Origin of the sequence: Micromonospora sp. CPCC 205539 (assembly GCF_036906815.1) — a bacterium.
In the GTDB taxonomy this organism is placed as follows: Bacteria; Actinomycetota; Actinomycetes; order Mycobacteriales; family Micromonosporaceae; genus Micromonospora.
In genome coordinates, this window is sequence record NZ_JBAKHW010000007.1 from 202262 (window position 1) to 229209 (window position 26948).

Genomic DNA, 26948 nt, shown 5'->3' on the forward strand with positions numbered 1-26948 from the left:
CCGGCCATTCTCCTGCCGGGTCTGGCCTGCGCGACTCCCCCGTGCCGGGGAGATCTCAGCGGTGGTCGGCCACGTACCCCTGCGGGTCCTTGTCCCGGAAGGGCAGGTCGCGCCCGTTCTTGTGCTCGCCGTAGAAGGTCAGCCAGCGCTGGCCGAGCTCGGCGCGCAACTCGAAGCCGGCATGCCGCCGGAAGTCGGGCAGCGCCTCGTCCTCCTCCTCGGCCAGGTGCTCGCTGTTCTCCTTGCGGGCCGTGCCGACCGCCGCCCACCAGGGGTCCGAGCCGACCGGGTGCAGCTTCGACTCGGCGATGGCGTCGCGGATCTTGTTGTGGTCACCGATCGCGTCGGCGGTCTCCTCCTCGCCGTCGTCGCCGTGCTTCACCAGGTGCGGGTAGAGGATCGCCTCCTCCGCCTCGGCGTGGATGTCCAGGTGCAGGGCGAGGGCGTCCCAGATGGCCAGCAACTCCTGCTCGTCACGGGCGTCGTCGAGGCGGGCGAAGCCGCGCCGGAAGGCGGCGTGGTCGTCCAGGATCAGTGCGGTGATGTCGTCCACTGTGCTCACTCTCCGGTCGAGCGCGAGGTAACGCCTGGTCTCGAAGCTACCCCGTTGTCCGGGTTCGCAAGCCTGATCCCGCCTCTCACCGGCCGGAGCTAGGCTCATGATCGTGACCTACCTCGCCGCGGATGACCGCTACGACTCCATGACCTACCGGCGCAGCGGCCGCAGTGGCCTGCGGCTGCCCGCCATCTCCCTCGGTCTGTGGCACAACTTCGGTCCGGACCGCCCCTTCGAGCGTCAGCGCGACATCGTCCGGCGCGCCTTCGACCTGGGCGTCACCCACTTCGACCTGGCCAACAACTACGGCCCGCCGCCCGGTGCGGCCGAGGAGGCGTTCGGCCGGCTGCTCGCCACCGACCTGAAGCCGTACCGGGACGAGCTGGTCATCTCCAGCAAGGCCGGCTACCTGATGTGGCCCGGCCCGTACGGCGAGTGGGGCTCGCGCAAGAACCTGATCTCCTCGCTCGACCAGTCGCTGGGCCGGATGGGCCTCGACTACGTCGACATCTTCTACTCGCACCGGTTCGACCCGGACACTCCGCTGGAGGAGACGATGGGCGCGTTGGACGCCGTCGTCCGCTCCGGCAAGGCGCTCTACGTGGGCATCTCCAACTACAACTCGGAGCAGTCCGCCCGGGCCGCCGCGATCCTGCGTGAGCTGGGTACGCCGCTGCTGATCAACCAGCCGTCGTACTCGATGCTCAACCGCTGGACCGAGTCCGACGGCCTGCTGGACACGCTGGAGGAGGTCGGTGCCGGCTGCATCGCGTACAGCCCGCTGGCCCAGGGTCTGCTGACCGACCGCTACCTGGGCGGCATCCCGGCCGACTCGCGGGTGCGCACCAGCGTCTTCCTCAACGAGAGCGACCTCAGCGACGACAAGATGGCGACCATCCGGGGGCTCGGCGCGGTCGCCGAGCGGCGTGGGCAGTCGCTGGCGCAGCTCGCGCTGGCCTGGGCGCTGCGCGATCCGCGGATGACCAGCCTGATCATCGGGGCGAGCAGCGTCGAGCAGTTGGAGACGAACATCGCCGCGCTGGGCAACCTCGACTTCACCGCCGAGGAACTGACCGAGATCGGCCAGCACCTGGGCTGAGCGCCGCTGGGCCGGCGGCCCGGGTCACCAGATCCGGCGCCGCCCGGCCCGGTGGTTGCGTACCTCGCACTGCCGGCCGTGCGGTGCGCCGCTGGGCCGGCGGAGCCGATTCGCGACCAGTAGCGCCAGGACCAGCACGACGGCCGCGCCGGCCAGCACCGGCCACCGGGCACCGAGGTTGGTCACCGACGCCACCGGCACGCCCCGGTCGGCCGCCGCCGCCACCGCCGGGTCGGTGGCCACCGCAGCGCTGGCGGCGGTACGCGGCGGAGCGGCCGCGCCCTTCTTCGGAGCGGCCTTCGTCGGCGCACTGCCACCTCGCGCGGTGCGGAACACCACGTCGGAGCAGGAGTAGTAGGTGTCCGGAGTGTTGGAGTTCTGCCAGATCGTGTAGATGAGGTGTCGGCCGTCGCGGCCCGCCGGCAGTCGACCTGCGAGCTGGTACGCCCCGGACCGCACCGGCGGGTCGGTCAGCGTCAGAAACGGCCGGGTCTCCAGATCAGCCCAGGTGAGCGGCTTGCGAGGGTCGTAGCTGGGCCGGGTGACGTAGAGCCGGAAGGTGCCCCGGTGCTCGATGGTGCTCCGGTACCGGAACGTGAACTTCGCGCCCGTGGTCAACTCGGTGCTCGGCCAGTCGGTGCGGGGCAGGTCCAGGCCCCGGTACGCGGACAGTCCGCCGCTGCACAACTCCCCGTCCGGGATCCGTTCCCGGTCTCGACCGTTGATCGCCGCAACACGTACGTTGTCCCATTCGCGTACCGCGGCGCCCGCCTCGACCGCCGCCCGGCAGGCGCTGGTGGCCGCGTACCGGCCCTCGGGCCCGCAGGCCGCGGCCCGGCTGATCGGGTCGGTGGGCGCGCCGTGCGCGGCGGCGGGCGCGGCCGTGAGCGGCACGGTCGCCCCCGCGAGCAACACGGCGGCGAGCACTCGACGCATGGTCATGACATGACCTCCCGGGCAGTGGTACGGGCGCGGGGCGGCAAAGGTTCGACGTCGGGGTGGCCGGGAATCGCGGCGGGGGCCGGGGCGTTTCGATAGTCGGTACGGACAGAGGCCAAACCCCCAGGCCGAGGAGGCAGACATGAAGGTACGTAGCTCGTTGCGCGCACTGAAGCAGAAGCCGGGTTCGGTGGTGGTCCGCCGTCGTGGCCGGGTGGTCGTGGTGAACCGCGCGAACCCGCAGTGGAAGAGCCGCCAGGGCTGACCAGCCCTCAACCGGACATACAGTCGACAAGCGCCCCGGCCGGGATCAACCGGCCGGGGCGCTTTCGCGTTCCCGGACCTACCAGGGCAGGTGCCCGTTGCCTGGTAGTGGCAGGGCCAGCCACCGATGGGCGAGCGGCCCTACCGTGGGTGACATGGATGGCAAGAACCCGCTCGGTGACTTCCTCCGCGCCCGACGGGAGCTGGTCCGGCCCGAGGACGCCGGCATCGGCACCGGCGTTGGCCTGCGGCGGGTCCCCGGCCTCCGGCGGGAGGAGGTCGCCCTGCTCGCCGGCATCAGCTCGGACTACTACCACCGGCTGGAGCAGGGCCGGGACCGCAACCCCTCGGGGCAGGTCCTGAAAGCGCTCGCCCGCGTGCTGCGGCTGGATGCCGACGCGACCACCCACCTGATCCGTCTGGCCCAGGAGCAGGGCTGCCCCCGCGCGGCCCGTGCGCGGACATCGCCCCCGGCCCGGGTGCCGGTGAGCATCCGGCAGCTCATCGACGGGTGGACCAGCAATCCCGCGTACGTGCAGACCAGGTTCTTCGACGTGGTCGCGGTCAACACCCTGGCGGCGGCGTTGTCACCGAGTTACCAGCCCGGCGTCAACCTGCTGGAGGCGGTCTTCCTCGACCCGGCGGAGCAGGCGCTCCGGCGGGACTGGGACGAGATGACCGAGGAGGGGGTCGCCAGCCTGCGCGCCCACACCGGGCCCGAAACCAACGACCCACGGCTGGTGGAACTCGTCGGCGAGTTGTCGGTGCGCAGCGAGCGGTTCCGGCGACTGTGGGCACGCCATGACGTGCATCCGCAGCGCGGGCACCTCGTACGGTTTGCCCATCCGCAGGTCGGCGACATGGACCTTCAGTCGAACAAGCTCACCATCGGCGGTGCCGACGGCCTGATCCTGGTCGTCTTCCACGCCGAGCCCGGCAGCCGGAGCGCGGAACTGCTCGGCATCCTGGGTAGCCTCACCGCCGCCGCTCAGCCCGCGGCTCCCGACCCGGTCGGCGACGCACGACGGGCACCCGTCAGACCTGACGAGCGGCCGCCGGACCGCACCTGACAGCCGTCAGGGGTCCCCCGCTGCTGGCGCACCGAGCCGGCAGGGGACGTCATCGCGAGCCGCATTGTCGTACGGTGTCTCCGCCGTAGCCGTCCGCACGTGGACGGCCGGCGGCAGGCTGGGCGCGCGATCAGGCAGGGCGTGTCCGCCGACGGGGGAGGACGACATGGCCCAGATGCCGATGGGCGACTTCGGCGCGGCGACCGAACGGTTCGTGGCGTCCTGGACGGCGGGTGTCTCGGAGCGGGCAACGCAGGCTCAGGCGCTCTCCGAGCGGGTGGCGGCGATGTCGGCGACCGCCGACGGCGCCGACGGCGCGGTCCAGGTCACGGTGGCCGCGTCGGGTGTGCTGACCGACCTGCGCCTCGATGACCGGGTGCTGCGGTGGCGGTCCGACGAGATCGCGGCCGAGGTGCTGACGGTGATGCGGCGCGCGCAGGGCCGGCTCGCCGCCCAGGTGGCGGAGGCCGCGGCGGAGACCGTCGGCCCGGCCTCCGACACCGCTCGGGCGGTCGTCGCCAGCTACGAACGCCGCTTCCCCGAGCAGCCCGAGGACGACACGGGCGACCCGGGCCCGGAGGCGGCGGGCCGCCGTGGCCGCCGCTGAGGGCTTCGAGGTCACCAGCGCGGCGCTGATCCAGCACGCCCGCTCGGTGGACCGGATCGCCGGTGAGGTGGACACCGCCCACAACGCGGCGGCGCACGTGGTGCTGGGCGCCGAGGCGTACGGGAAACTGCCCGTCTGCCAGGCGATCCCGATGTTCCTGGATCTGCTGCAGGAGCGGGCGGTGGCCGCGCTGGCCGCCGCCGAGGAGTCCCTGCGCAGCGCCGTGGGTGGGCTGGAATCCAACGCCCGCGCCTACGACGAGGCCGACTCCGGCATCTCCTCCGGCTTCGGCGGCATGTACCGATGAGCGCCGACGCCGCCAACCCGCTGATCGCGGCACGGGTGGACACCACCGGCTGGTACAGCGGCGTCGGGGTGGCCGAGGGCATCGCCGGGTTACGCGCCGGCGTCGAGTCGGGCTCCTGGGTGGACGCCACGATCGGCGGCGTCGGCGCGTCGATGGAGGCGTTGGCGTTCTGCACCGACCCTCTCGGATCGCTGGTCTCGTGGGGCGTGGCGTGGCTGATCGAGCACGTCGAGCCCCTCTCCGACGCACTCGACTGGTTGGCCGGCGACCCGGACCAGATCACCGCGTACGCGCAGACCTGGCACAACGTCGCCCGGCACGTCGGCACGCAGGCCACGGCCTTCGGTGCGGCGGTGGGCGGCGACCTCGCCGACTGGGCGGGGGCGGCGTCGGACGCCTACCGGGCGTACGCCGCGCGGCACGTGGGCAGCCTGCACGACATCGCGTCCGCCGCCGACCTGATCGGCATGCTGGTCGAGGGTGCCGGCCTGCTGGTGGCTCTGGTGCGCGAGCTGGTCCGGGATCTGATCGCCGACTTCGTCTCGGTGCTCGCGGTGCGGCTCTGGGAGTGGCTCGCCGAGGCCGGCCTCACCCTGGGCCTCGCCACCCCGTGGGTGGCCGCGCAGGTGTCCGCTCTGGTGGCGAAGTGGGTCGCGAAGGTGGCCAAGGTGCTCACCGCTCTCGCGTCGAGCGTCAACCGGCTCCGTCCCATCCTCTCCCGCCTCGGCGAGCTCGTCGACACGTTGGAGGCGGTGCTGAAGAGCCTCCGGCGCACCCCCGGCGGGGGCCCCACGGGCCCGGACGTGCCGACCACCGGTCCTCGGGTCGACGGGCCACCAACGGGCGGCGGCGACGGACCCGGCGGCACCACGACAGGCCCAGGCAGCCCCGACGGGACGGGCGCTGGGCATCCCGACGAGACCGGTCCGGGCGGCTCCGCCACGGACGGCTCCGCCACGGACGGCTCCGCCACGGACGGCTCCGCCACGGACGGCTCCGCGACGGACGGCTCCGACGCGGACCCCGCCGGCCCGGATCCCGCCGACGCGGGGCCGGACCCGGCAGACGGGCCGGCACGGCCGGCCGACCAACCGGACCCGCAGACGTTTGCCAGCAACTCCGACGGTGCCGCGTGGGGGCGGGACACCTGGGCGCAGGCGCAGGCCGACCTCACCCCCGACCAGGGCGACGCGCTTCGGTGGTACACCGGTGAGAAACCGCCCGGAGCACCCCCGTGGCCACCGGACTACAAAGACATCAACGGGGCGCTACGCGGGCATTCGCCGATGAGCCCGGAGCTGTCCGAGGTCGTCACCCGCATCGACGAGTCGATGAACCTGCGCCCGGTGCCGAACGACGTGATGGTCACCCGGGAGACCGGCCTGAACGCCTTCGACCGCGACCCCGCGCAGCTCGTCGGCAGCACTCAGCACGAGCCGGCGTATTTGTCGACGGCGCTCGGCCCGGACCCCGACTTCGCCCCGCACAAACCGGTCGTCCTGCACCTGGAGGTGCCCGCCGGCACCCCCGCGATGTACGTTGACGGCGTCTCCGACTTCCCCGCCGAACGGGAGTTGCTGCTCGGTCGGGGGCAGACGTACGTCATCGACTCCGCCGACTACGACGCCGCCGGCCGCCTGCACGTCCGCGGCCGCATCGTCCCCGGCACGGGCAACTGAGAGGTGTCATGATCCGCGGCCCGATGTCGGAGGATCCGGAGTTCCGGACCGTCTCCGTGCCCGACAACTACCCGGACAGCACGACGTCGCCGATACGGGTTCTGCCGGTGCAGCTCGGCGGGCGGACCATCGGCTACCTCTGGGCGGCCGTCACCGACGACGCGGCCGGTTTCGTGGAACGCGCCGATGCCCGCCACGTCGGGCTGAACGCCGGCATCGGCTGGGTGCAGCGCATCCGCTGGGCGAAGGCCAACCAGGTGCGCCCGCTCCAGGTGCTGCGGCACTGGGCCGGCAAGCCGGAGCACGCGAAGGCCGGCTTCGTGCCGGACGTGGCCCCGCAGGAGACGCCGAGCCTGGCGGCGCTACGGGCGTACGCCCAGGGACCCGAGGCGTAGCAGGCGCGACACAAGCATCAGGCCAGCCGGCGAACCCCTCAGTGAGGGGAGCCGACTGGCCTGATGACAGAAGGGTGGAGCCGAGGGGACTCGAACCCCTGACCCCCACACTGCCAGTGTGGTGCGCTACCAGCTGCGCCACGGCCCCTTGCTGTCGTCCCGGTTGCCCGGGCACTGGGAAACTATACACATCCCGGCCGGCATGGTCATCTCGCGGGGTCCCCGCCCAACCAGGGTCAGTTGAGCGACACGTCAGGCGGGAAGTGGGCGACCGCGGCCATCATCCCGCCCTGCCGGCGCAGCACCATCGGCCACAGGTCGTCCGGCCGGTCGACGAAGGCGTCGCCGGGCAGCGCGTCCAGCAGGAACCACGATCCGTCGGCGATCTCCTGCTCCAACTGCCCGCTGCCCCAGCCGGAGTAGCCAGCAAAGACCCGGATGCCGCCGATGCTCTCCCGCAGCCGCTCCGGGTCGACCGAGAGGTCGATGGTGCCGACCGCGCCGGAGACCTGGTGGAAGCCCTTGAGCCGGCGCAGCGGGTGCCGCATCCGGGCGAGGCAGATGGCCGAGTCGGGCTGCACCGGGCCGCCCTCGAAGAGCACGGCCGGGTCGCGGGCGAGGTCGCTCCAGTCACCGAGCACCTCGGCGACCGGCACCTCGGTGGCCCGGTTCAGCACCACCCCGAGCGCGCCACCCGGCTCGTGGGCCACCAGCAGCACCACCGTCCGGTCGAAGTTCGGGTCCTTGAGCGCCGGAGTCGCGACCAGTAACCGTCCGGTCATCGTCTCCATGGCCCGCCCGCCGATCGCCTGGCCCTCTCCCTGCATCCCACCACCCGTCAACCGTGAGCCCGGGCCGGGAATCCGTCACCCACCGGATTTCCGCCGTGCACCGGGAACAGCCGCGCTGTCAACGCCATGCCTGGCACCATAGCCTGCGTCCCGGGTGCTGGCTAAGGTCTGACCGGCGGGTGATCGGACGGGCCGGCAATGTCATGGACAGTCGTGAAACGCCCGAAAAGCCCCTCGCATCCCGATAGATTCGGCAGGTCGGCCGACTACCGCCCTGTCGTCCCGGCAGCCCGCAGCGCGCGCCGCGACACGGAGGCAGGTGGCGATGGCAACGGTCCGGGACGCGACGTACGACGTGCTCCGCACCCTCGGCATGACCACCATCTTCGGCAATCCCGGATCCACCGAGGAACCGTTCCTGCGGGACTTCCCGACCGACTTCCACTACGTGCACGCACTGCACGAGGCGACCGCGGTCGCGATGGCCGACGGCTACGCCCAGGCGACGGGCGCGCCCGCGCACGTCAACCTGCACACCGCCCCGGGCACCGGCAACGGCATGGGCAACCTGGTCACCGCCTGGCACAACAAGACGCCGCTGATCGTCACCGCCGGTCAGCAGACGCGGGAGATGCTCCTGCTCGAACCCCGGCTGACCAACCGCCGGGCCGCCGAGCTCCCCCAGCCGTACGTCAAATGGGGTTACGAACCGGTCCGGGCGCAGGACATCCCGGCGGCGCTACTGCGCGCGTACGCGACCGCGATCCAGCCACCGGCGGGGCCGGTCTTCCTCTCCCTGCCGATGGACGACTGGGCCCAGCCGGCCGATCCGCCGCCCGCCCCGCGCTCGGTGGCCACCCGGTTCGCGCCGGACCCCCAGCGGCTGGACGAGTTCGCCCGGGTGCTGGCCGGCAGCCGGGACCCGGTGCTGGTGTTCGGGCCCGGGGTGGACCGGTCCGGCAGTTGGTCTACGGCGGTCGTGCTGGCCGAGCGGCTGGCCGCACCGGTCTGGTCGGCCCCGGCCCCGGAACGGGGTGTCTTCCCGGAGGACCATCCCCTGTTCCGCGGGGTCCTGCCGTTCGCGATCGGGCCGCTCGCCGAGGCGTTACGCGGACACGACACGGTGCTGGTGATCGGCGCCCCGGTGTTCCGCTACTACCCGTACGTCCCGGGCGAGCACCTGCCCGCCGGCACCCGCCTGCTGCACATCACGGACGACGCGGACGAGGCAGCCCGGGCACCCGTCGGGGACAGCCTGCTCAGCGATCCCGGACTGGCCCTGACCGCGCTGGTCGAGCGGGTGCCGGCCGCCGACCGTACGCCACCGACGCCCCGAACCGCGCCGGCGCCGCCGGAGATCACGACGCCGTTGAGCGCGGACGCCCTGTTCGCCACGTTGGCCGCGCACTGGCCGACGGACGGGGTGCTGGTCCAGGAGTCACCGTCCAACCTGGCCGCACTGCGCCGCCAGCTGCGGATCAACCGGCCGGCGTCGTACTTCACGATGGCCAGCGGCGGTCTCGGCTACGGCCTGCCGGCGGCGGTCGGGGTGGCGCTCGCCGAGCGGGACACCGGACGCGGCCGGCCGGTGGTGGCGGTGGTCGGCGACGGCTCGTTCCACTACTCGGTGCAGGCGCTCTGGACCGCCGCGCGCCTGGCACTGCCCGTGGTGGTGATCGTCCCGATCAATCAGCAGTACGCGATCCTCAAGGCGTTCGCCGAGCTGAAGGACACCCCGGGCGTGCCCGGACTGGACCTGCCGGGGCTGGACGTCACCGCGATCGCCGCCGGCTACGGCTGCCGCACCGAGGTGGCGGAGACACCCGACCAGCTCGGCGCGGCGCTCGCCGCCGGGCTGCGCGCCGACCGTCCCACCGTGCTGCCGGTGCCGATCAGCACCGAGGTGCCCAGCATCCTCTGACCGGCCGACGCGGTGTCAGCGCGGGGCGATCGTCAGCGGGCCGCCGGTGGCGACGTTCAGCACCGGCCGGTTGCCCAGCGGCGCGGCCAAGGTGACCGTGACCGGCTCCAACTTGAGCAGGTCGATGCAGACGCCGGTGGACCTGGTCACCGCGCCGCCCACCACCACCGCGTCCGGCCCTTCCCGCACCAGCGGGGTGATCCCGGTGTCGCAGGCTCCGACACCGAGCCGGACGGTCAGCCGCGCACCGTCCACCGCCGTCAGATCCTGGGCTGCCACCAGCCCGTCCGGGAGCGGCCGGGCCGGCGCGGTGGGCTCGGGGACTCCGACGATCGCCTGCGGCGCGACGGCGAGCCGGGCCACCGGAGTGGCCAACTCCTTCACGGTGAACAGCCAGGCCGGGACCTGCGCCTCGCCGCGGCTGGTGCGTACCGGCGCGGTGCCGAGCGTGACACCGGTGACGGTCAGCGGTAGGCAGGCGGTCAGCGGAGCGCTGCTGACCGCGCCGTCCGGTCCCGGTTCGACGGTGGGGCCGGGGGTCGGCCGTCCGGGCCGCTTCGGCCGCCCCGGGCACGGCAGCGGATCACCCTGGTCGAGCTGCCGGTACGCCTCGGCCGCGCTGACCAACGGCAGGGTCAGCGTGCCATCCGTAAACCGGATCTCGGCGCCGACCCGGGTGGGCGGGATCGGGACCTCCGCGCGGTACCAGCCGGCCCGGAAGGCCTGCTCGGTCTCCGGCGTGAAACGCGGGTCACCGGTGAGCACGGTCGGCCCTTCCAACGGGACGTACCCGGTGCGCCACTCCGGGCCGGGCCGCCACGCTTCGGTGACCTCGGTGGCACGCTGGTCGAACGCCTCCGAGCGGCCCGTCGGGGAGGACGGGCCGACGGCGGGGTCGGCGCCGGTCTCGGCGCAGCCCGCCGCGAGCACCAGCAGGGGCAGACTGAGCAGCAGGACCGTTCGACGCATCCCGGTTCGACGCGCCCGCCGACGGCCCGGTTCCCGCGCCGCCCAGCGACGATCTGGGCTCCAAGCCGATGGCCAGCAGCTCAACCGCCCAGCGGGTGCTCCGCCAGTCGGCGCAGTTCGCTGGCGGCGGCGTGCGCGTCGATGTCCCGCCCGCCGGTGGGACGGCCCGTGGTGATCGCGTCGGCGAGCGCCCGCAGCTCGGACGGGGGCAGGGTGGGCAGCCCCATGCCGCGCAGCGGAATGGTGACCCGCCGTCCGCTGTCCGGGTCGGTGGCCACGATGGTCGACGCCCCGCGCTCACGTACCCGCAGGTGGTCCTTCACCGTCCCGCGGTGCGGGACCATCCCTACGTCGATCCGAGCGGTGGCGAGGTCGACGGTGCGGCTGCCGAACGCGCCGCGCACCCGCACCCGGCTGCCGTCCAACCAGGCCGCCATGCGCAGCACCCGCAGCACGAGGAAGACGCCGAGCACGGCGAACGGCAGCCCGCACAGCCCGACGAGCGGCGAGACCGCACCCCCGCCGGAGTCTCGCAGCCCGGACGGCAGCATTCCGGGCGGCAGGTCTCGAGCCTCCTCGTAGGAGGCGAACCCGTCGCCCGGGCCCGTCAGCCGGCGCAGCAGCCCGGCGGCGACCAGCGGCAGCAGCACGAACGCCGCACCGACAGCCGCGAAGAGAATCCCCACCACCACCGAGAGCACGCGCTGACTGGGTGACGCGCCGACGGACAGTCGTAGCTTCTCGTTGGTCACAGCCGGCAGCGTAGGCGAGTCCCCAACACCGGCGGACCATGCCACCCGGCGGACCGTGCCACCCGGCGGCCGTGCCACCCCCACAGTGCGCCGGAGCGCTCCGGTGAGCCACCGCACGGGTCGGGCCAGCCACCGATCGTCTCGCCGCCGCCCTTTGCTCTGCTTACGCGGACGCAACGGCGAACGTCCGCTATCCGGACAGTCAATGTCGCGTGGGTTGAAGCAGAGCAAAGGTAGCGAGCTTGGTGGTCGCGGCGGCCGCGGAGACAGAGGGCGGCCGCGCTGGACGCGGACACAGAGGGCGGCCGCGCCGGACGCGGAGGTAGAGGGGGCGGCCGCTACCGGCGACGACGTGGAGGCGGGGATGCCAGCAGCGATGGCCCGGATACGACGATGCGCCCCGGCCGGTGGCCGGGGCGCATCGCTCGAGGTGGTGGAGGTGCCGGGAATCGAACCCGGGTCCTTCGCCGGTTTGTCAGGGCTTCTCCGAGCGCAGCTCGCTATGCCTCTACTCGGCCCCACCGCTCACGCGAGCAAGTTGGTGTGACGGGCCCAGTCGCTGATTAATCTCGCCGCACGGACCCCGCGACCGGGTCCGATTGGCCAGCCTCCTAGCTGATGCCGGCGACTGGGACGAAGGCGTTCCCAGGCCGACAGACTTAGCTACTCGCCTCAGGCGGCGAGAGCGAAGTCAGCGCGATTTTGCTTGGCGCTTATAAGTTTCCGACGACCGATTCTCGAGACGACGTCGGCTTCCTCGGCTCGCTTCCCCTGTCGCTGCGTACGAAGTCGAAACCAGTCACCCCCTCGACAGGCCGCCGATGTGGCGGCACTGACAAGACTAACGCCTGCCGCAACGGGATTCATCCCGAGCCCCGGGCCGGCGCGCCGACCAGGACAAACGAGACAAACTAGTCGTCCATTCCCTTGCCGCGCCGACCAGCGACCTTGGCGATCTCCCGGTCCGCGTCCCGCTTGGCGAGATCCTGGCGCTTGTCGTACGACTTCTTACCCTTGGCCAGGGCGATCTCCACCTTGGCCCAGCCGTCGGAGAAGTAGACCTGCAACGGGACGATGGTGAAGCCGCCCTCGCGGGTCTTGTTGAGCAGCCGGTCGATCTCGATCCGGTTGAGCAGCAGCTTGCGGGTACGCCGGGGCTCGTGGTTGGTCCAGGTGCCCTGGGTGTACTCCGGGATGTGCATCGAGTGCAGGAACAGCTCACCGTCGCGCTCCTGGGCGAACGCGTCCACCAGCGACGCCCGCCCGGCCCGCAGCGACTTGACCTCGGTGCCGGTCAGCGCCATGCCCGCCTCGTACGTGTCGAGGATCGAGTAGTCGTGGCGCGCCTTCTTGTTGGAGGCGACCACCTTGCGCCCCTTTTCCCGTGGCATCGGTGCCACCCCCTCTCCTGGCGTCCGCGACCGGGCTCACCCCGGCCGGACAACCGATCATGCTACCCGAATGACAAGGACCCTCCCGCGCCGTTTATTTCCGGCGGCGGGAGGGTCCCTGGGAGACCACGGGACGACCCGTACGGTGCCTAGACCCGCAGGTAGAAGCGCAGGGTGATCCAGGCGGTGCCGGCGCTGACCAGACCGCCGACGCCAGCCATCAGCGGGAAGATGAACAGGATGTCACCCCAGCTGATCGGCGAGAGCAGGCCCTGCAACGCGCTGAGTGACCCGTCGAAGAGCAGATACTTCGCCGCGATCAGAGCGACCAGACCCAGCAGCGAGCCGATCAGGCCGGCCACCACCGCCTCCAGCACGAACGGTGCCTGGATGAACCAGTTGGACGCGCCGACCAGCTTCATGACCGCGACCTCACGCCGCTTGCTGTACGCGGCCACCTGGATGGTGTTCGCGACGAGCAGCAGGGCGGCGATCGCCATGACGATGGCGGCAGCCAGGGCGATGTTCTGGATCGAGGTGAGGATGTTGAAGATCTTGTCCAGAAGTCGGCTCTGGTCGACGATCTCGTCGACACCCTCGGTGCTCTTGTACTGGTCGTAGATGTTCTTGTACTGCTCGGGGTTGTTCAGCTTGAGCCGGAACGACTCGGGCAGCTGGTCCGGCTTGACGGCGTTCACCAGGTCCGGCGCGTCCTGGTACATCGCCTTGAAGCGCTTGTACGCCTCGTCCTTGTTGACGTAGAGGACGTCCTTGACCAGCGGGTCGCTCTTCAGCTTGCCGTCCAGGTCGGTGCGCTGCTGCTCACTCACGTCCTGCTTCAAGAAGATCGAGACTTCGATGTTCTTGTAGTACAGGTCCTTCATGTCGTCGACCTGGCGGTACATCAGACCGCTGGCGCCGAGCATGGTCAGCGACACCGCCATCGTGATGATCATCGCGATGGACATGGTCACGTTGCGCCACAGTCCGACCAGTACCTCGGACAGGACGTATTTCAACCGCATCGGGATTTCCTCCGGGTCTCCGGCATGAGGTGTTCGTCGTCAAGCTGCGCAGGGGTGAAGCGCCGGCTCACCCGTAGACACCGCGGGCCTGGTCACGCACGATGCGGCCGCTCTCGATCTCGACCACGCGGCGACGCATCTGGTTCACGATGTTGGAGTCGTGGGTGACCATCACGACGGTCGTGCCGGTGCGGTTGATCCGGTCCAGCAGACGCATGATCTCGATCGAGGTGTCCGGGTCCAGGTTTCCGGTGGGCTCGTCCGCGAGCAGGATCAGCGGCCGGTTCACGAATGCCCGGGCGACGGCGACCCGCTGCTGCTCACCACCGGAGAGCTCATGCGGGTAGCGGTGCTCCTTGCCACCGAGCCCGACCAGCTCCAGCACCTCGGGCACGACCCGGCGGGCGACCGCCTTGGTCTTGCCGATCACCTCAAGGGCGAACGCCACGTTCTCGTACGCGGTGCGGTTCGGCAGCAGCCGGAAGTCCTGGAAGACGCAGCCGATCGAACGCCGGAAGTGGGGTCGCTTCCAGGAGCGCATCGAGGTGACGTCCTTGCTGTTGACGATGACCCGCCCCTTGTTGGGGGCGACCTCGTGCAGCAGCATCTTGATGATCGTGGACTTGCCGGAGCCGGATGGACCGATGAAGAAGACGAACTCGCCCTTCTCGATCGAGACGGACACGTTGTCGAGCGAAGGCCGGGACGCCTTCGGGTACGTCTTCGTCACTTGCTCAAGCTGAATCACGGGTCGTGAGTCTACGCGGTGTAACGACAGAGCCAAGCCCCACGCCCCGCAGTTGCGGCACAGGTTCTCAATTCAGGCCTTCACCAGGAGATCGACGACGCGCTCCGCCCACGTACGGTTACGCACCGTCGCCAGCGAGTTGGCGCTGCTTGCGCCAACGGATGCCCGCCTCGATGAAACCGTCCAACTCGCCGTCGAAGACCGCGCTCGGATTGCCGGTCTCCTGCTCGGTTCGGAGATCCTTCACCATCTGATACGGGTGCAGGACGTACGAACGCATCTGGTCGCCCCACGAGCCGGCGGCGTTCTCCTTGAGCCCCTCCAGCTTGGCCTGCTCCTCCTGGCGCTTGCGCTCCAACAGTCGAGCCTGGAGCACCCGCAGCGCGGAGGCCTTGTTCTGCAGTTGGGACTTCTCGTTCTGGCAGGTCACCACGATGCCGGTGGGGATGTGGGTGAGCCGGACGGCCGAGTCGGTGGTGTTGACGCTCTGCCCGCCCGGGCCGGAGGAACGGTAGACGTCGACGCGTACCTCGTTCTCCGGGATGTCGATGTGGTCGGTCTGCTCGGTGACCGGCAGGACCTCGACGCCCGCGAAGCTGGTCTGCCGGCGGCCCTGGTTGTCGAACGGGCTGATCCGGACGAGCCGGTGGGTGCCCGACTCGACGCTGAGCGTGCCGTACGCGTAGGGCACCTTGACCGCGAAGGTGGCCGACTTCAGGCCCGCCTCCTCGGCGTACGAGGTCTCGTAGACCTCGGTCGGGTAGCCGTGCCGCTCCGCCCAGCGCAGGTACATCCGCAGCAGCATCTCGGCGAAGTCCGCCGCGTCCACGCCACCCGCGCCCGCCCGAATGGCGATCAGCGCCTCCCGGGAGTCGTACTCACCGGAGAGCAGGGTGCGGACCTCCATGTCCTGGATGGCCTTGGTCAGCCCGGTGATCTCCGACTCGACCTCGGTGAGCACACCCGGGTCGGATTCGGCTTCAGCCAGCTCCAACAGCACCTGGGCGTCGTCGAGCTGGGAGCGCAGGCTGCCCAGCTTGCTGATCTCGCCATTGACGTACGACAGCTGCGAGGTGACCTTCTGAGCCTTGGCCTGGTCGTCCCACAGGTCGGGGGCGGACGCCTCCTGCTCGAGCCGAGCCTTGTCCTCGTGCAGCCGGTCGAGGTTGAGGACGGCCTCGATGTTTCGCAGGGTCGCGTCGAGGTCCTTGAGCTGTTCGGCGTAATCGGCAGCGGTCACAACAGGTAAGCGTACTGTGTCACCCGACGGGAGCGGTCTTCAGCCAGGACAGGGCCGCCTTGTGGTAGGCGACGGCGAACTCCAGGGCGCTGGCGTCGTACGTCTCGCCTTCTCGTTTGGCGTTCTTGACCTGCTCCCGGACCTGCGCCAGGGCCTCGGTGTGGTACTCGTTGGCGGAGGCGTACAGGCCCTTGAGCTGGCTGGCGGAGTGCAGGTTGCCGAAGGCCATCCGAAGCGCTATCGGGTTGCGGATGGTGTCCCGCCCCGGGTTCTCCGCCAACCAGCGGGTGAATGTCCGTTTTCCGCTGGCGGTGAGCGCGTACGGCTGGCTCATCCGCGGCCCGGGCTTGCCGAGCCGTACGTAACCCCGCTCGGCCAGCACCGGCAATTCCCGGTAGACCTGACTGCGGGTCATCGACCAGTAGGGCGCCAGCCGGCGCTCGGCGGCGGCCATCAACTGACCGCCCGTCATGGGGCCCTCGTGGAGCAGCCCGAGCAGGGCTGCCGCTGTGGGGTTGACTCCGGAATCCGCCATGGCCGTTACGCTGCCACTTTGCGCTCCCGGCGTCCAGGATTTGGCAGTTTGCCACCCGACAGGTCTTCCTATGTGCACTGTCGGCGGCAGACAGTCCGTTGAGGACTATCGATGAATTGGGCCAATCGGCCGACCACCGGCGGCGCCACGCGCGCCGCCGGCGGCCGTCGAGCGTCACCCCATGTGGGGGTACGTGTGGTCGGTCGGTGCCACGAAGGTCTCCTTGATCGTCCGCGGCGACACCCAGCGGACCAGGTTGAGCCAGGAGCCCGCCTTGTCGTTGGTGCCGCTGGCCCGAGCGCCACCGAAGGGCTGCTGCCCGACCACGGCACCGGTCGGCTTGTCGTTGATGTAGAAGTTGCCGGCCGCGTAGCGCATCCGCTCACCCACCGCGTCGATCACCCGGCGGTCGGTGGCGAACACCGACCCGGTGAGGGCGTACGGGGCGATCGACTCGGCCTGCGTGACCACCTCGTCGAAGCGGGCGTCGTCGAAGACGTGCACGCCCAGGATCGGCCCGAAGTACTCGGTCGTGAAGGTCTCGTGGGCAGCGTCCGAGCACTCGAAGAGCGTCGGCCGGACGAAGTACCCGACCGAGTCGTCGGCGGTGCCGCCGGCCAGCACCCGACAGGAGTCGTCGCCGCCGATCAGCTCCAGCGCCGCGGTGTGCCGGGCGAACGCCTTGTCGTCGATCACCGCGCCACCGAAGTTGCTGAAGTCGGTCACGTCGCCGTACGTCAACGAGTCGGCGGTGGCGGCGAGCCGGTCGCGCAGCCCACCCTCCCAGAGCGAACGCGGCACGTACGCCCGCGAGGCCGCCGAGCACTTCTGGCCCTGGTACTCGAAAGCGCCGCGGATCAGCGCGGTGTGCAGGGCGTCCACGTCGGCGCTGGTGTGCGCGACCACGAAGTCCTTGCCGCCGGTCTCGCCGACCAGGCGCGGGTAGCCCCGGTAGCGGCTGATGTTGTCGCCCACGGTCCGCCACAACTGCTGGAAGACCTTGGTCGAGCCGGTGAAGTGGATGCCGGCCAGGTCCGGGTCGGCGAGGACGACGTCGGAGACCTCCTCGCCCCGGCCGGTGACCATGTTGATCACACCGGGCGGCAGGCCAGCGGCCTCGAACAGCCGCATGGTGAAGTGCGCGGCGAACTGCTGGGTCGGGCCCGGCTTCCAGATCACCGTGTTGCCCAGCAGGGCCGGCGCCGAGGGCAGGTTGCCGGCGATGGCCGTGAAGTTGAACGGGGTGACCGCGTAGACGAAGCCCTCCAGCGGGCGGTGGTCGAAGCGGTTCCAGACCCCCGGCGAGGAGGCCGGCTGCTCCTCGAGCAGGCGCCGGGCGAAGTGCACGTTGAACCGCAGGAAGTCGATGAACTCGCAGGCCGCGTCGATCTCCGCCTGGATCGCGGTCTTCGACTGGCCGAGCATCGTGGCGGCGTTCAGCGTGTCCCGCCAGGGGCCGGCGAGCAGTTCGGCGGCACGCAGGAAGATCGCGGCGCGCTCCTCGAACGGCAGTGCCCGCCACATCGGGGCGGCGTCCTTGGCCGCCTTGATGGCGGCGCGGGCGTCGTCGTGGGTGGCGTGCGCGGTCACGCCCAGCACGTGCGCGTGCCGGTGCGGCTGCACGACGTTGATGGCGTCACCGGCGGCCATCCGCTGCTCGCCACCGATGGTCATCGGCAGGTCGATGCGCTCGGCGGCGAGCTCGGTCAGCCGCCGCTGGAGCCGGTCCCGGTCGGGGCTGCCCGGCTCGTAGTTGCGAACCGGCTCATTGCGCGGCTCGGGTACGGAGAACACGGCGTCCATCAAAGGCTCCTGGCGATCTCGACTGCAGTGGCGAAACCGGACCCGCGGGCGCCGACCGGACAGTCGGACACCGGACGCCGCACGGGAGGGCCGAGCAGCGGCGGGACCTCCTGCGATTGTTCCATGCGGGGGTCTCCGCCTCACCTGCACCACCGCCCCGAACCAAGGACCGCCCCGCCCATCCTCTCCTTACCGACCGGGTCCGGACCGCCGACCCGACCGGGCAGCGGGCACCCGTCCGGCGCAGGGGCCGGTCGGTCGTAACGACAGCGGTCGTCCCGGGGCGGCGGGATGCGCGGCGGGCCCGCGTACCCTGAATGGTCGGTGACCTGCCGCCTCGAAGGGGAGACGATGACCAAGCAGCCCGGCCGCGTCCCGGCCGCGGAGTCGGACGAGCCTGCGGTCGACGCGGCCGTCCCCGACGGCGGGCCGACGCCCGCGCCCTGGGCGGCGGTGCTCGCGCTACTGGCGCTCGGTTGGCTGGGTGCCATGCTCTGGTCGACCCGCGAGGCGATCACCTCAGCGGCGGCTGGCATCACCGCGATCAGCCTCTCCGCGTTCGCCCTGCCCGGTGTCATCTCGGCCGCGCTGGTGGCTGGGGCGTCCACCGCCCTGGCCGGCGGCAACCTGCTGGCCCGGCGGTACGGCGACCGGGCCACGCTGCGCTTCGTCGGGGCGATCGGCGCGGGGATGGTGGTCGGGCTGGCAGCCGCGTTGGCCATCAACCTCACCTACTTCGACACCTCGACCACCAACGTCATCGCCGGCACCACCGCGGCTGCGGCGATCATCGGTGGCGCGGTCGCCGGCGCGCGGACGGCGCCGGCGGTCGGTGCGGTGGCCGCCGCCGCGCTGGGCACGCTGATCTTCGTGGTCGCGTTCAGCCCCGCCCGGGACCCGCTTTTCGACCTGTTTGGCGCGGGCGACACTCAGGAGTCGCTCGTCAACGCGGCGAAGTGGGTGTCGCGCACCGAATCGCTCATCGCGGGGCTGCTCGCCGGGCTGCTCGCCTTCGGCTACCTGCGCTGGGCGCGTCGACGGGCCGTCCGCCACGATCCCGCGTCGCCGGAGCTGCGCTGGCCGGCCTACCTGCTCGCCGGCGCCGGGCCGGGGCTCCTCCTGCTGCTCGCCGAGGTGATCATCCGGATCGGCGGCCGGTCGCTGCTGGACCTGGCGAGCGCGCTCAGCGAGGCGGACTCGGTGGCGCAGACCTCGCTGGGCACGTCGCGGGTCGACAACGGCATCTGGGTGCTGTTCGTGGGGGCGCTGACGGCGCTCATCGCGTTCGGCCGCACGCTCGGTCCGGCCCACGCCGACGACGAGCCCGCCGATACCGAGCCTGCGGAGACCGCCGACGACGAGCCTGCGGGCGCTGACCCGACCGCGGCGGACCCGGCCCGCTGACCGCAGCCGGTCGGCGATCCGCTCAGCTGGCGGCGCGTAGCAACAGGTCCAGCTCCGTGATGTCGTACCACTCCAGCTCGTGGTCCTCGGCGCCATCGACCGTGAACTGGGCGTCCGGGTCGCCCGCGGCGGCCTCGGCCACCACGTCGGCCGCCGCCGCGACCTCCTCGACGGCGTCCGCGCCGTCCACGTGGATCGCCGCCACGGCGCCCACCGGCACACCGTCCGCCAACGTCACCGTGCTGGATCCCAGCTCCCCGTCGCCACGGCCGAGCGCGCTCGACGGCAGGTCCGCCGAGACCACGACCCGGCGGCGGGGTGCCGTCGCATCGGCCCGGAGCAGGTGCAGGGCGTCCTGGGCGGCCCGGGTGAAGGCGACGTACTCCAGCTCCTCCTCGTCGCCCTCGGCGTACCACTCGCGCAGCGCCGGGGTCACCGCGTGCGCCTGAGCAGCGGGCAGCCCCTGCTCACGTAGCTGGACCAACATCGGTACGGTCGCTGGCACGTACACCCGGACAAGCTCCTCGGTCACCGGTCGTCTCCCCGCTCAGGTCCTCCACCGGCGGCCGCCGGCCCGGGCGCAGATCATGCCGCACGCCGTGACCGTCATACACCCGGCCTCCGGCCGGTGGAAGTTACCCCGCCGGTGTGTCCGCCGCGCCTGACTCGCTCGGGTCTTGGGCGGCCGGGGCCATCGGTGGCAAACTGAGGCAAACGACATCAACCCCGGGAGTTTTCGTGGAGCCGAGGTTCCTGCTGCTCTCCGACGTCGCCGCCGAGCTGAACGTGTCGGACTCGCAGGTCTACCACATGGTGCGCAGCGGCGAGCTGCCGGCGATCAAGATCGGTGGGCGCGGGCAGTGGCGGGTCGAGCGCGCTCGGCTGGAGGAATACATCGAGCGAAAGTACGCCGAGACCGCCGACTGGGTGCGGATCAATCCACTCACCGACCGCGACCCGGAGTAGCGTTCCCGCGCCTCTCTGCCATTGACCGGGGCTGTTCCATCGCTCAGAATCGGAGTTGTCGAAGGCAAACGTAGGTAAACACAAGATCAAGGGGGCCAAGATGAGCCAGCCGCGACCAGGTTCATCCCGTCCAACCGTGCGGCTGCGCCCCGTCCCGCCCATCGACCCGCCCTACGCGGACGAGGTCGACGGGACGTACTGGTCGACGCCGGCCCACGGCCAGCTCGCCCTGGACCTGTTCGCCTCGACCCGGCCAGACCCGATCCGGCCGCCGGAGCGCCGCGCCGCCCTCCGGCGGGTGCCCACCCGACCCGGCACGCACCCCGGCGCGCCGAAACGGCCCGTGACCACGCCGGAGCCGACCCGGGCGGCGCACCGCTTCGTCGGCACCTGCCTCGAGGTCACCAACGGCTACCGCTCGCCAGCGCAGTTACGGCCGCTCCTCGACCCGGCCCAGGCCGGCGAGCTACTGACCGAGCTGGCCAGGGCCACTGAGCGGGCCGCCGGGGCCGGCACTCCCGGACGGACCGGACCGACCGGCGGCGCCGGGCGGGCGAACGCGGCCCTTGTTGCCGGCCGGCCCGGAGCAGCTGGAGCGGTCGACAACGCCGGACGGGCCAGAGCGGCCGGTGTTGCCGGACGGTCAGGAGCGGCCGGTGCCGGACGGCCCGGAGCAGCCGGTGTTGCCCAACGGGCGGGAGCGCCCGAGGCCTCTGGGGTGCCCCGGCGTCGCGCGGCGCGGCCGGTGGTTCGGCTGCGCCTGCTGCGGGTCTGCGAGCCCCGGGAGGCCGCGGTGGAGGTGGCCGCGGTCTTCACCGGCGCGGGCGGGTGCAGCTGGGCAATGGCGCTGCGTCTGGAGCACCGCCGAGGCCGCTGGCTCTGCACCGCCTTGCAGGTCCTCTGAACCGCACAGACGACCAGGGCGCGTTCGGCTCGGTTTCGAGGAAATCGGGTCATCGAGAGGCCGTTGATACCCCGACCCGCAGGGGATCGAGTTGATCAATTGCTGGTGCCGGGTTGCGCGCTCGGGGTGGAGACACGGACGGGCCCCGGCCGATTGGCCGGGGCCCGTCAGGTGCTGTCTGTCGGTCAGTTGCCGCCGTTAGGCGCGCCGTGGCAGCGCTTGTACTTGCGACCCGAGCCACACGGGCAGGGCGCGTTGCGGGACGGGCCCTCCGCCTGGTTCGCCTCCGACCGACGCGCGCCGGGCGACGGAACCGCCGGGCCGCTCAGACCGGAGGCCGGCCGCTGCGGGGCGGACGGCGCGGTCCTGCCCGGCGCCGCCGGGGCACCCGAGGCCGGTCGGCCCAGACCCAGCGCCGGAGCCTGCTGCTCGGCCTGCTCGACGGCCACCGCACCCGGGCTGGCCTCGCCATCGATGGTGGGAGCGGAATATTGCAGGCCCTGTCGCTGCGGCGCGCGGTTGAGACCCTTGGCGCGGATCTCCACCGGCTTGTCGAGCAGCGTGACCTCTTCCGACTCCGGGTCCGCCTCGGGCTCGGTGACCTGGACGTCCATGTTGTAGAGGAAGCCGACCGTCTCCTCCTTGATGCCGTCCATCATGGTGGCGAACATGTCGAAGCCCTCGCGCTGGTACTCCACCACCGGGTCGCGCTGCGCGTACGCACGCAGGTTGATGCCCTCCTGGAGGTAGTCCATTTCGTAGAGGTGCTCGCGCCACTTGCGGTCGATCACCTGGAGCAGCACCATCCGCTCGAGCTGGCGCACCCCCTCGGCGCCGAGCTGCTCCTCGCGCCGGTCGTACGCGGCGTTCGCGTCCTCCTTGAGCCGGGCGACCAGGAAGTCGGCGTCCATGCCGGCCCGTGAGCCGCCGGCCTCCTCCTCCAGCTCCTCGATCGTCAGAGCGACCGGGTAGAGCTGCTTGAGGCTGGACCAGAGCTGCTCGAGATCCCAGTCCTCGCCGTACCCGTCGGAGGTGGCGCCCCGCACGTACGCCTCGACCGTCTCGTCGATCATGCCGCGGACCTGCTCGGACAGGTCTTCGCCGTTGAGCACGCGGAGCCGCTCGGCGTAGACGACCTGGCGCTGCTTGTTGAGCACCTCGTCGTACTTGAGCACGTTCTTGCGGATCTCGGCGTTCTGGCCCTCGATCTGGGCCTGGGCGCTCTTGATCTGCCGGGTGACCATCTTCGACTCGATGGGCACGTCCTCCGGGATGTTGAAGCGGTCCATGACCGCCTCGACCGCGCCGGCCCGGAAGCGCCGCATCAGCTCGTCCTGCAGCGACAGGTAGAAGCGGGACTCGCCCGGGTCACCCTGCCGGCCGGCGCGACCCCGCAGCTGGTTGTCGATCCGCCGGGACTCGTGCCGCTCGGTGCCCAGCACGTACAGGCCGCCAGCGGCGGTCACCTCGTCCGCCTCGGTGTCGCAGGCCTGCTTCCAGTTGGGCAGGACCTCCTCCATCGCCTTGGCGTAGCCTTCCTCGTCCTCCGCAGGGTCGAGGCCGCGCTGGCGCAGCTCGTTCGCGGCGAGGAACTCGGCGTTGCCGCCGAGGAGGATGTCGGTGCCGCGGCCGGCCATGTTGGTGGCCACGGTGACCGCGCCCTTACGCCCGGCCTGGGCGACGATCTCGGCCTCCCGGGCGTGGAACTTGGCGTTCAGCACCGAGTGCGGGATGCCGCGTCGACGCAGCAACTGAGAGAGGATCTCGGAGTTTTCCACCGAGACCGTGCCGACCAGCACCGGCTGGCCCATCTGGTGCCGCTCGGCGATGTCCTCGATGACGGCGTTGAACTTGGCCTTCTCCGTCTTGTAGATCACGTCCGGACGGTCCTCACGGACCATCGGACGGTGGGTCGGGATGCTCACCACGCCGACCTTGTAGACCTTGTTGAACTCGCCGGCCTCGGTCTGCGCCGTACCGGTCATGCCGGACAGCTTGTTGTAGAGGCGGAAGTAGTTCTGGAGGGTGATGGTGGCCAGGGTCTGGTTCTCCTGCTTGATCTCCACCCCCTCCTTGGCCTCGATCGCCTGGTGCATGCCCTCGTTGTAGCGGCGGCCATGCAGGATGCGGCCGGTGAACTCGTCGACGATCAGGACCTCGCCATCGCTGACGATGTAGTCCTTGTCGCGCTTGTAGAGCTCCTTGGCCTTGATGGCGTTGTTGAGGTAGCCGACCAGCGGAGTGTTCACCGACTCGTACAGGTTGTCGATGCCGAGCCGGTCCTCGACCTTGGCGACGCCCCGCTCGGTCACCGCGATGGTGCGCTTGGCGTGGTCGACCTCGTAGTCGCCCTCACCGTCGGTGCCGGGCTGGAGCCGGGCCACCACGCCCGCGAACTCGCCGTACCAGCGGGCCGAGTGCTCGGCCGGGCCGGAGATGATCAGCGGGGTGCGTGCCTCGTCGATCAGGATCGAGTCGACCTCGTCGACCACCGCGAAGTTGTGCCCGCGCTGGACCAGCTCGTCCTGCGACCAGGCCATGTTGTCGCGCAGGTAGTCGAAACCGAACTCGTTGTTGGTGCCGTAGGTGATGTCGCACTCGTACGCGGCACGGTGATCGGTGGCCGGTCGGTTGGGCAGCACCACGCCGACGGTCAGCCCGAGGAACTCGTGCACGCGACCCATCCAGGCCGCGTCGCGCTGGGCGAGGTAGTCGTTGACCGTGACCACGTGCACGCCATCGCCGGAGAGCGCGTTGAGGTAGACGGCCATGACCGAGGTCAGCGTCTTGCCCTCACCGGTCTTCATCTCGGCGATGTTGCCGAAGTGCAGCGCCGCGCCGCCCATCACCTGGACGTCGTACGGGCGCTGGCCGAGCACCCGCGCGGACGCCTCGCGGGCCACCGCGAACGCCTCCGGCAGCAGATCGTCGAGGGTCTCGCCGTCAGCGAGCCGCTCCCGGAACTGCTCGGTCATGCCGCGCAGCTCCTCGTCGGTGAGGTTGACGTAGTCGTCCTCGATCGAGTTGACGGCGTTGGCGATCGCCTTGAGCCGGCGCACCATACGGCCCTCGCCCGCGCGAAGGACCTTTTCCAGAATCGACACGGATCAACGCTCCCCTAGACGGTCTCGAACCATCGTAGGCGCTCCGTCGGCGCGATGGTCACTGGTGGCGGTGGTCCGCTCCGCCGAACCCGACATAACGTGCGCCCGAGGCGGGGACCGGTGGTTATCTGGTTACGCCGTCGGCGAACGTTCCGGCACGATGCACGGGTGGAGCCTGTGGAGATCATCGAGGACGGCCTGCTGCTGCGACCCTGGCGGGAGACCGACGCCGACGCGGTACACCGCGCTTGCCAGGACCCGGACATCCAGCGCTGGTTGACCGTACCGCGCCCATACCTCCCGGAACACGCACACGGGTTCGTCACCGAGCTGAGTGGGCGGGCCTGGGCGCAGGGCACCGGAGCGCCGCTCGCGGTCTGCGACGCGGCCACCGGCGAACTGCTCGGCTCCTCCGGGCTGGTCGTGATCGACACCGCCCGCTCCGGCGAGATCGGCTACTGGACCGCCCCGTGGGCGCGCGGCCGTGGGGTGGCCGTCCGGGCGGCCCGGGCGGTGGCCCGCTGGTCCTTCGACACTCTCGGGCTGCGGCGGCTGGTCTGGCAGGCGGAGGTGGGCAATCACGCCTCCCGCCTGGTCGCGCTCCGTGCCGGGTTCCGGATCGAGGGCGGGCTGCGGTTGGCCGACCCGCCGCCGGGCGGTCGTTCGGACGGGTGGATCGGTTCGTTGCTGCCCGGCGAGGTGTCCGACCCGGGGTCGGCCGGGCCGGCCGGTCCGGGCACCCTGGCTGCTCGGCGGGCCGCCGTCTTCGGCCGCCCGCAGCCGATCCTGTTCGCCACCACCAAGGCCGGCGAACTGCGGCTGCGGCCGATGGAGGAGCAGGACCTGGACGCGGTGACGGAGACCTGCCGAGACCCGGAGACCGCTCGCTGGACCACCGTGCCGACCCCGTACGAGCGGGCCGACGCGCAGTGGTATCTGGGCTTCAGCCAGGGCGCCTGGGCCCGGGGCGACGCCGCCTGCTGCGTGATCGCCGACCCAGACGACCGGTACGTGGGCTCGGTCGACCTGCGCCTGTCCCCCGCCGATCCGCTGGTGGCCGACGTGGGCTTCATGACGGCTCCGGCGGCTCGGGGTCGGAGCTACATGCCGGCCGCGCTGGTCGCGCTGAGCGCCTGGGGCTTCACGACGCTGGGGCTGGCCCGGATCGAGTGGAAGGCGAACGTGGGCAACACGGCCTCCCGGCGGGTGGCCGAGAAGGCGGGCTTCACGTTCGAGGGGATCGTCCGGTCCGGCGTGCAGCACCGGTCCGAACGCCTCGACGCCTGGGCGGGTGCGCTCCTCGCCGAGGACCTGACGTGATCCCGCAGCAGGTCGTCGAGGCGCACGGGGTCCGGCTGCGCCCGTTCCGCGCCGACGACACCGCCGACGTGGTGGCCGGCTGCGCTGATCCGCTCACCCAGCGGTTCATCCCGGCCCTGCCAAGCCCGTACACCGAGACCGACGCCCGCTTCTGGATCGACGCGGGCGCCCCGGCGGCCTGGACCGGCGGCGGCGCCGCGTACGCCGTCGCGGACCCGGCCACCGACCGACTGCTCGGCGCGGTGGGGTTGAGCAACCCGGTGCCCGCGCGGGGCCAGGCGGAGATCGGCTACTGGGTGGTGCCGGCGGCGCGTGGGCGCGGGGTGGCCAGCGCGGCCACCCGGGCGCTGAGCGAGCAGGCGTTCGCCACCGGAACGCTCCGGCTGGAGTTGCTGACCCATGCGGAGAACGGGCCGAGCCAGCGGGCGGCGCTGGCCGCCGGTTTCCGGCACGAAGGGGTACGCCGGTCGGCCGGCCCCGGCCGCGACGGCGGCCGGGAGGACCTGCTGGTCTGGGTACGCCTCGCCGACGATCCGCCCGGCCCGGCGGCCCGCCTGCTGCCCGACCTGCCGGACGGGGTGCTCACCGATCAGGTGGTGGCGCTGCGCCGGCTCGCCCCGGACGACGCGGAGATGATGTACCGGCTGCACAGCCGGCCGGAGGTGGTGGCGAACCAGGCGCCGCCGGTGCCGCCCGAGTGGGCCGCGATCGAGCGGCGCTGCCGGCTCGCGGAGAGCGGCTGGTTGACCGGGGACATCGCCCGGCTGCTGATCACCGACGTGGCCAGCGGTGAGCCGGTGGGCAGTTGTGGGCTGTCGTTCACCGACGTGGCCAGTGGCGAGGCGTCGGTGGGCTACGCGTTGCTGCCGGCGTGGCGAGGCCAGGGGTACGCCACCCGCGCCGTCCGGCTGCTCGCCACCTGGGCCTTCGGGCCGGCCGGCATCGCCCGGCTGACCGCCGGCACCGTGCCGGACAATGTCGCCTCGCACCGCGTGCTCGAACGGGTCGGCTTCCAGCGGGAGGCCCTTCAGCGCTCCCGCCTGCCCGGCCTGGACGGCACCCGCCTGGACGACCTGACCTTCGCCCTGCTCCCCGCCGAACTCCGCTGACCGACCAATGGAGCTGTGGTGGGTCTTCCCCACCACAGCTCCATGGTCAA

Annotated in this window: 26 protein-coding genes, 1 tRNA gene and 1 other RNA gene; 13 read left to right on the plus strand and 15 right to left on the minus strand. The window is 71.4% G+C overall.

Translation table 11 applies throughout. The features are described 5' to 3' along the window. Nucleotides 1-55: 55 nt before the first annotated feature. Nucleotides 56-553: a hemerythrin domain-containing protein gene (locus V6V47_RS09110; protein ID WP_334627642.1), complete on the minus strand. Its 498-nt coding sequence runs from the start codon at nt 551-553 to the stop codon at nt 56-58. A 106-nt stretch (nt 554-659) separates the two neighbouring features. On the opposite strand from V6V47_RS09110, the gene mgrA reads away from it, so the two are divergent. Then, on the plus strand, nt 660-1655 hold the full coding sequence (gene mgrA, locus V6V47_RS09115; protein WP_334627643.1) for an L-glyceraldehyde 3-phosphate reductase: 996 nt from the start codon (nt 660-662) through the stop codon (nt 1653-1655). Between the two features lie 24 nt (nt 1656-1679). Here mgrA and V6V47_RS09120 read toward each other — a convergent pair whose 3' ends face one another. Further along, on the minus strand, nt 1680-2597 hold the full coding sequence (locus V6V47_RS09120; RefSeq protein ID WP_334627644.1) for a lytic polysaccharide monooxygenase auxiliary activity family 9 protein: 918 nt from the start codon (nt 2595-2597) through the stop codon (nt 1680-1682). 139 nt (nt 2598-2736) lie between these two features. Here V6V47_RS09120 and V6V47_RS09125 point away from each other — a divergent pair, with 139 nt between their 5' ends. The 6 genes from V6V47_RS09125 to V6V47_RS09150 all read left to right on the plus strand — a co-directional run bounded on the left by V6V47_RS09125 (nt 2737) and on the right by V6V47_RS09150 (nt 6916). After that, on the plus strand, nt 2737-2859 hold the full coding sequence (locus tag V6V47_RS09125; protein ID WP_030490864.1) for a 50S ribosomal protein L36: 123 nt from the start codon (nt 2737-2739) through the stop codon (nt 2857-2859). Nucleotides 2860-3013: 154 nt separating this feature from the next. Next, complete coding sequence (locus tag V6V47_RS09130; protein ID WP_334627645.1) at nt 3014-3928, plus strand: helix-turn-helix domain-containing protein; 915 nt, start codon at nt 3014-3016, stop codon at nt 3926-3928. Nucleotides 3929-4094: 166 nt separating this feature from the next. Then, on the plus strand, nt 4095-4535 hold the full coding sequence (locus V6V47_RS09135; RefSeq protein WP_334627646.1) for a YbaB/EbfC family nucleoid-associated protein: 441 nt from the start codon (nt 4095-4097) through the stop codon (nt 4533-4535). Next, complete coding sequence (locus tag V6V47_RS09140; RefSeq protein ID WP_334627647.1) at nt 4522-4842, plus strand: ESX-1 secretion-associated protein; 321 nt, start codon at nt 4522-4524, stop codon at nt 4840-4842. The genes V6V47_RS09135 and V6V47_RS09140 overlap by 14 nt, the downstream gene beginning before the upstream one ends. Further along, nucleotides 4839-6521, plus strand: coding sequence for an ADP-ribosyltransferase (locus tag V6V47_RS09145; protein ID WP_334627648.1), 1683 nt, complete (start codon nt 4839-4841; stop codon nt 6519-6521). Before V6V47_RS09140 ends, V6V47_RS09145 begins: the two co-directional genes overlap by 4 nt. Nucleotides 6522-6544: 23 nt before the next feature. Continuing rightward, the gene (locus tag V6V47_RS09150) at nt 6545-6916 is read left to right on the plus strand and encodes a hypothetical protein (protein ID WP_334627649.1); all 372 of its coding nucleotides are present in this window, start codon (nt 6545-6547) and stop codon (nt 6914-6916) included. Nucleotides 6917-6991: 75 nt separating this feature from the next. Here V6V47_RS09150 and V6V47_RS09155 read toward each other — a convergent pair. Together V6V47_RS09155 and V6V47_RS09160 are read right to left on the minus strand one after the other, a co-directional pair. Beyond that, nucleotides 6992-7064, minus strand: a tRNA-Ala gene (locus V6V47_RS09155). An 88-nt stretch (nt 7065-7152) separates the two neighbouring features. After that, nucleotides 7153-7743 carry a YqgE/AlgH family protein gene (locus V6V47_RS09160; protein ID WP_334627650.1) on the minus strand — a complete coding sequence of 197 codons (591 nt, stop codon included), beginning with the start codon at nt 7741-7743 and terminating at the stop codon, nt 7153-7155. 289 nt (nt 7744-8032) lie between these two features. On the opposite strand from V6V47_RS09160, the gene mdlC reads away from it, so the two are divergent. Beyond that, on the plus strand, nt 8033-9628 hold the full coding sequence (gene mdlC, locus V6V47_RS09165; RefSeq protein WP_334627651.1) for a benzoylformate decarboxylase: 1596 nt from the start codon (nt 8033-8035) through the stop codon (nt 9626-9628). A 15-nt stretch (nt 9629-9643) separates the two neighbouring features. Here mdlC and V6V47_RS09170 read toward each other — a convergent pair whose 3' ends face one another. The 9 genes from V6V47_RS09170 to pruA form a co-directional block, all read right to left on the minus strand. Further along, the gene (locus V6V47_RS09170; protein WP_334627652.1) at nt 9644-10597 is read right to left on the minus strand and encodes a hypothetical protein; all 954 of its coding nucleotides are present in this window, start codon (nt 10595-10597) and stop codon (nt 9644-9646) included. Nucleotides 10598-10677: 80 nt separating this feature from the next. Beyond that, complete coding sequence (locus V6V47_RS09175) at nt 10678-11349, minus strand: hypothetical protein (RefSeq protein WP_334627653.1); 672 nt, start codon at nt 11347-11349, stop codon at nt 10678-10680. 431 nt (nt 11350-11780) lie between these two features. Beyond that, nucleotides 11781-12156: a transfer-messenger RNA gene (ssrA, locus tag V6V47_RS09180) on the minus strand. 104 nt (nt 12157-12260) lie between these two features. Beyond that, nucleotides 12261-12740: an SsrA-binding protein SmpB gene (gene smpB / locus V6V47_RS09185; protein ID WP_334627654.1), complete on the minus strand. Its 480-nt coding sequence runs from the start codon at nt 12738-12740 to the stop codon at nt 12261-12263. Nucleotides 12741-12889: 149 nt separating this feature from the next. After that, entirely contained in the window at nt 12890-13765 is an 876-nt protein-coding gene (gene ftsX / locus V6V47_RS09190) for a permease-like cell division protein FtsX (protein ID WP_334627655.1), read from the minus strand. 67 nt (nt 13766-13832) lie between these two features. Next, the gene (gene ftsE / locus V6V47_RS09195) at nt 13833-14513 is read right to left on the minus strand and encodes a cell division ATP-binding protein FtsE (protein ID WP_328423791.1); all 681 of its coding nucleotides are present in this window, start codon (nt 14511-14513) and stop codon (nt 13833-13835) included. Between the two features lie 118 nt (nt 14514-14631). Then, the gene (gene prfB / locus V6V47_RS09200; protein WP_334627656.1) at nt 14632-15753 is read right to left on the minus strand and encodes a peptide chain release factor 2; all 1122 of its coding nucleotides are present in this window, start codon (nt 15751-15753) and stop codon (nt 14632-14634) included. Between the two features lie 19 nt (nt 15754-15772). After that, complete coding sequence (locus tag V6V47_RS09205; protein ID WP_334627657.1) at nt 15773-16288, minus strand: PadR family transcriptional regulator; 516 nt, start codon at nt 16286-16288, stop codon at nt 15773-15775. A 174-nt stretch (nt 16289-16462) separates the two neighbouring features. Next, complete coding sequence (gene pruA / locus V6V47_RS09210; protein ID WP_334627658.1) at nt 16463-18091, minus strand: L-glutamate gamma-semialdehyde dehydrogenase; 1629 nt, start codon at nt 18089-18091, stop codon at nt 16463-16465. A gap of 351 nt (nt 18092-18442) precedes the next feature. On the opposite strand from pruA, the gene V6V47_RS09215 reads away from it, so the two are divergent. Next, complete coding sequence (locus tag V6V47_RS09215) at nt 18443-19495, plus strand: hypothetical protein (protein ID WP_334627659.1); 1053 nt, start codon at nt 18443-18445, stop codon at nt 19493-19495. Between the two features lie 22 nt (nt 19496-19517). Here V6V47_RS09215 and V6V47_RS09220 read toward each other — a convergent pair whose 3' ends face one another. Further along, nucleotides 19518-20027, minus strand: coding sequence for a DUF6912 family protein (locus tag V6V47_RS09220; RefSeq protein ID WP_334627660.1), 510 nt, complete (start codon nt 20025-20027; stop codon nt 19518-19520). Nucleotides 20028-20233: 206 nt separating this feature from the next. Between V6V47_RS09220 and V6V47_RS09225 the strand changes: the two genes are divergently transcribed. Together V6V47_RS09225 and V6V47_RS09230 are read left to right on the plus strand one after the other, a co-directional pair. Then, entirely contained in the window at nt 20234-20461 is a 228-nt protein-coding gene (locus tag V6V47_RS09225) for a helix-turn-helix domain-containing protein (RefSeq protein WP_334627661.1), read from the plus strand. Between the two features lie 136 nt (nt 20462-20597). Beyond that, entirely contained in the window at nt 20598-21365 is a 768-nt protein-coding gene (locus V6V47_RS09230; protein WP_334627662.1) for an Rv3235 family protein, read from the plus strand. A 185-nt stretch (nt 21366-21550) separates the two neighbouring features. On the opposite strand, the gene secA is transcribed toward V6V47_RS09230, so the two are convergent. Further along, nucleotides 21551-24469 carry a preprotein translocase subunit SecA gene (gene secA / locus V6V47_RS09235; RefSeq protein WP_334627663.1) on the minus strand — a complete coding sequence of 973 codons (2919 nt, stop codon included), beginning with the start codon at nt 24467-24469 and terminating at the stop codon, nt 21551-21553. A 168-nt stretch (nt 24470-24637) separates the two neighbouring features. Between secA and V6V47_RS09240 the strand changes: the two genes are divergently transcribed. Further along, the gene (locus V6V47_RS09240; RefSeq protein WP_334627664.1) at nt 24638-25789 is read left to right on the plus strand and encodes a GNAT family N-acetyltransferase; all 1152 of its coding nucleotides are present in this window, start codon (nt 24638-24640) and stop codon (nt 25787-25789) included. Then, nucleotides 25789-26898, plus strand: coding sequence for a GNAT family N-acetyltransferase (locus V6V47_RS09245; RefSeq protein ID WP_334627717.1), 1110 nt, complete (start codon nt 25789-25791; stop codon nt 26896-26898). Before V6V47_RS09240 ends, V6V47_RS09245 begins: the two co-directional genes overlap by 1 nt. The last annotated feature ends 50 nt before the right edge of the window (nt 26899-26948 follow it).

What these genes read in the sequence shown, in the direction of transcription:
- mgrA (WP_334627643.1), top strand. Translation starts at nt 660, where the DNA reads ATGATCGTGACCTACCTCGCCGCGGATGACCGCTACGACTCCATGACC.
- V6V47_RS09120 (WP_334627644.1), bottom strand. Translation starts at nt 2,597, where the DNA reads ATGACCATGCGTCGAGTGCTCGCCGCCGTGTTGCTCGCGGGGGCGACC.
- V6V47_RS09125 (WP_030490864.1), top strand. Translation starts at nt 2,737, where the DNA reads ATGAAGGTACGTAGCTCGTTGCGCGCACTGAAGCAGAAGCCGGGTTCG.
- V6V47_RS09130 (WP_334627645.1), top strand. Translation starts at nt 3,014, where the DNA reads ATGGATGGCAAGAACCCGCTCGGTGACTTCCTCCGCGCCCGACGGGAG.
- V6V47_RS09135 (WP_334627646.1), top strand. Translation starts at nt 4,095, where the DNA reads ATGGCCCAGATGCCGATGGGCGACTTCGGCGCGGCGACCGAACGGTTC.
- V6V47_RS09145 (WP_334627648.1), top strand. Translation starts at nt 4,839, where the DNA reads ATGAGCGCCGACGCCGCCAACCCGCTGATCGCGGCACGGGTGGACACC.
- V6V47_RS09150 (WP_334627649.1), top strand. Translation starts at nt 6,545, where the DNA reads ATGTCGGAGGATCCGGAGTTCCGGACCGTCTCCGTGCCCGACAACTAC.
- V6V47_RS09160 (WP_334627650.1), bottom strand. Translation starts at nt 7,743, where the DNA reads ATGCAGGGAGAGGGCCAGGCGATCGGCGGGCGGGCCATGGAGACGATG.
- mdlC (WP_334627651.1), top strand. Translation starts at nt 8,033, where the DNA reads ATGGCAACGGTCCGGGACGCGACGTACGACGTGCTCCGCACCCTCGGC.
- V6V47_RS09170 (WP_334627652.1), bottom strand. Translation starts at nt 10,597, where the DNA reads ATGCGTCGAACGGTCCTGCTGCTCAGTCTGCCCCTGCTGGTGCTCGCG.
- smpB (WP_334627654.1), bottom strand. Translation starts at nt 12,740, where the DNA reads ATGCCACGGGAAAAGGGGCGCAAGGTGGTCGCCTCCAACAAGAAGGCG.
- ftsX (WP_334627655.1), bottom strand. Translation starts at nt 13,765, where the DNA reads ATGCGGTTGAAATACGTCCTGTCCGAGGTACTGGTCGGACTGTGGCGC.
- V6V47_RS09205 (WP_334627657.1), bottom strand. Translation starts at nt 16,288, where the DNA reads ATGGCGGATTCCGGAGTCAACCCCACAGCGGCAGCCCTGCTCGGGCTG.
- pruA (WP_334627658.1), bottom strand. Translation starts at nt 18,091, where the DNA reads ATGGACGCCGTGTTCTCCGTACCCGAGCCGCGCAATGAGCCGGTTCGC.
- V6V47_RS09215 (WP_334627659.1), top strand. Translation starts at nt 18,443, where the DNA reads ATGACCAAGCAGCCCGGCCGCGTCCCGGCCGCGGAGTCGGACGAGCCT.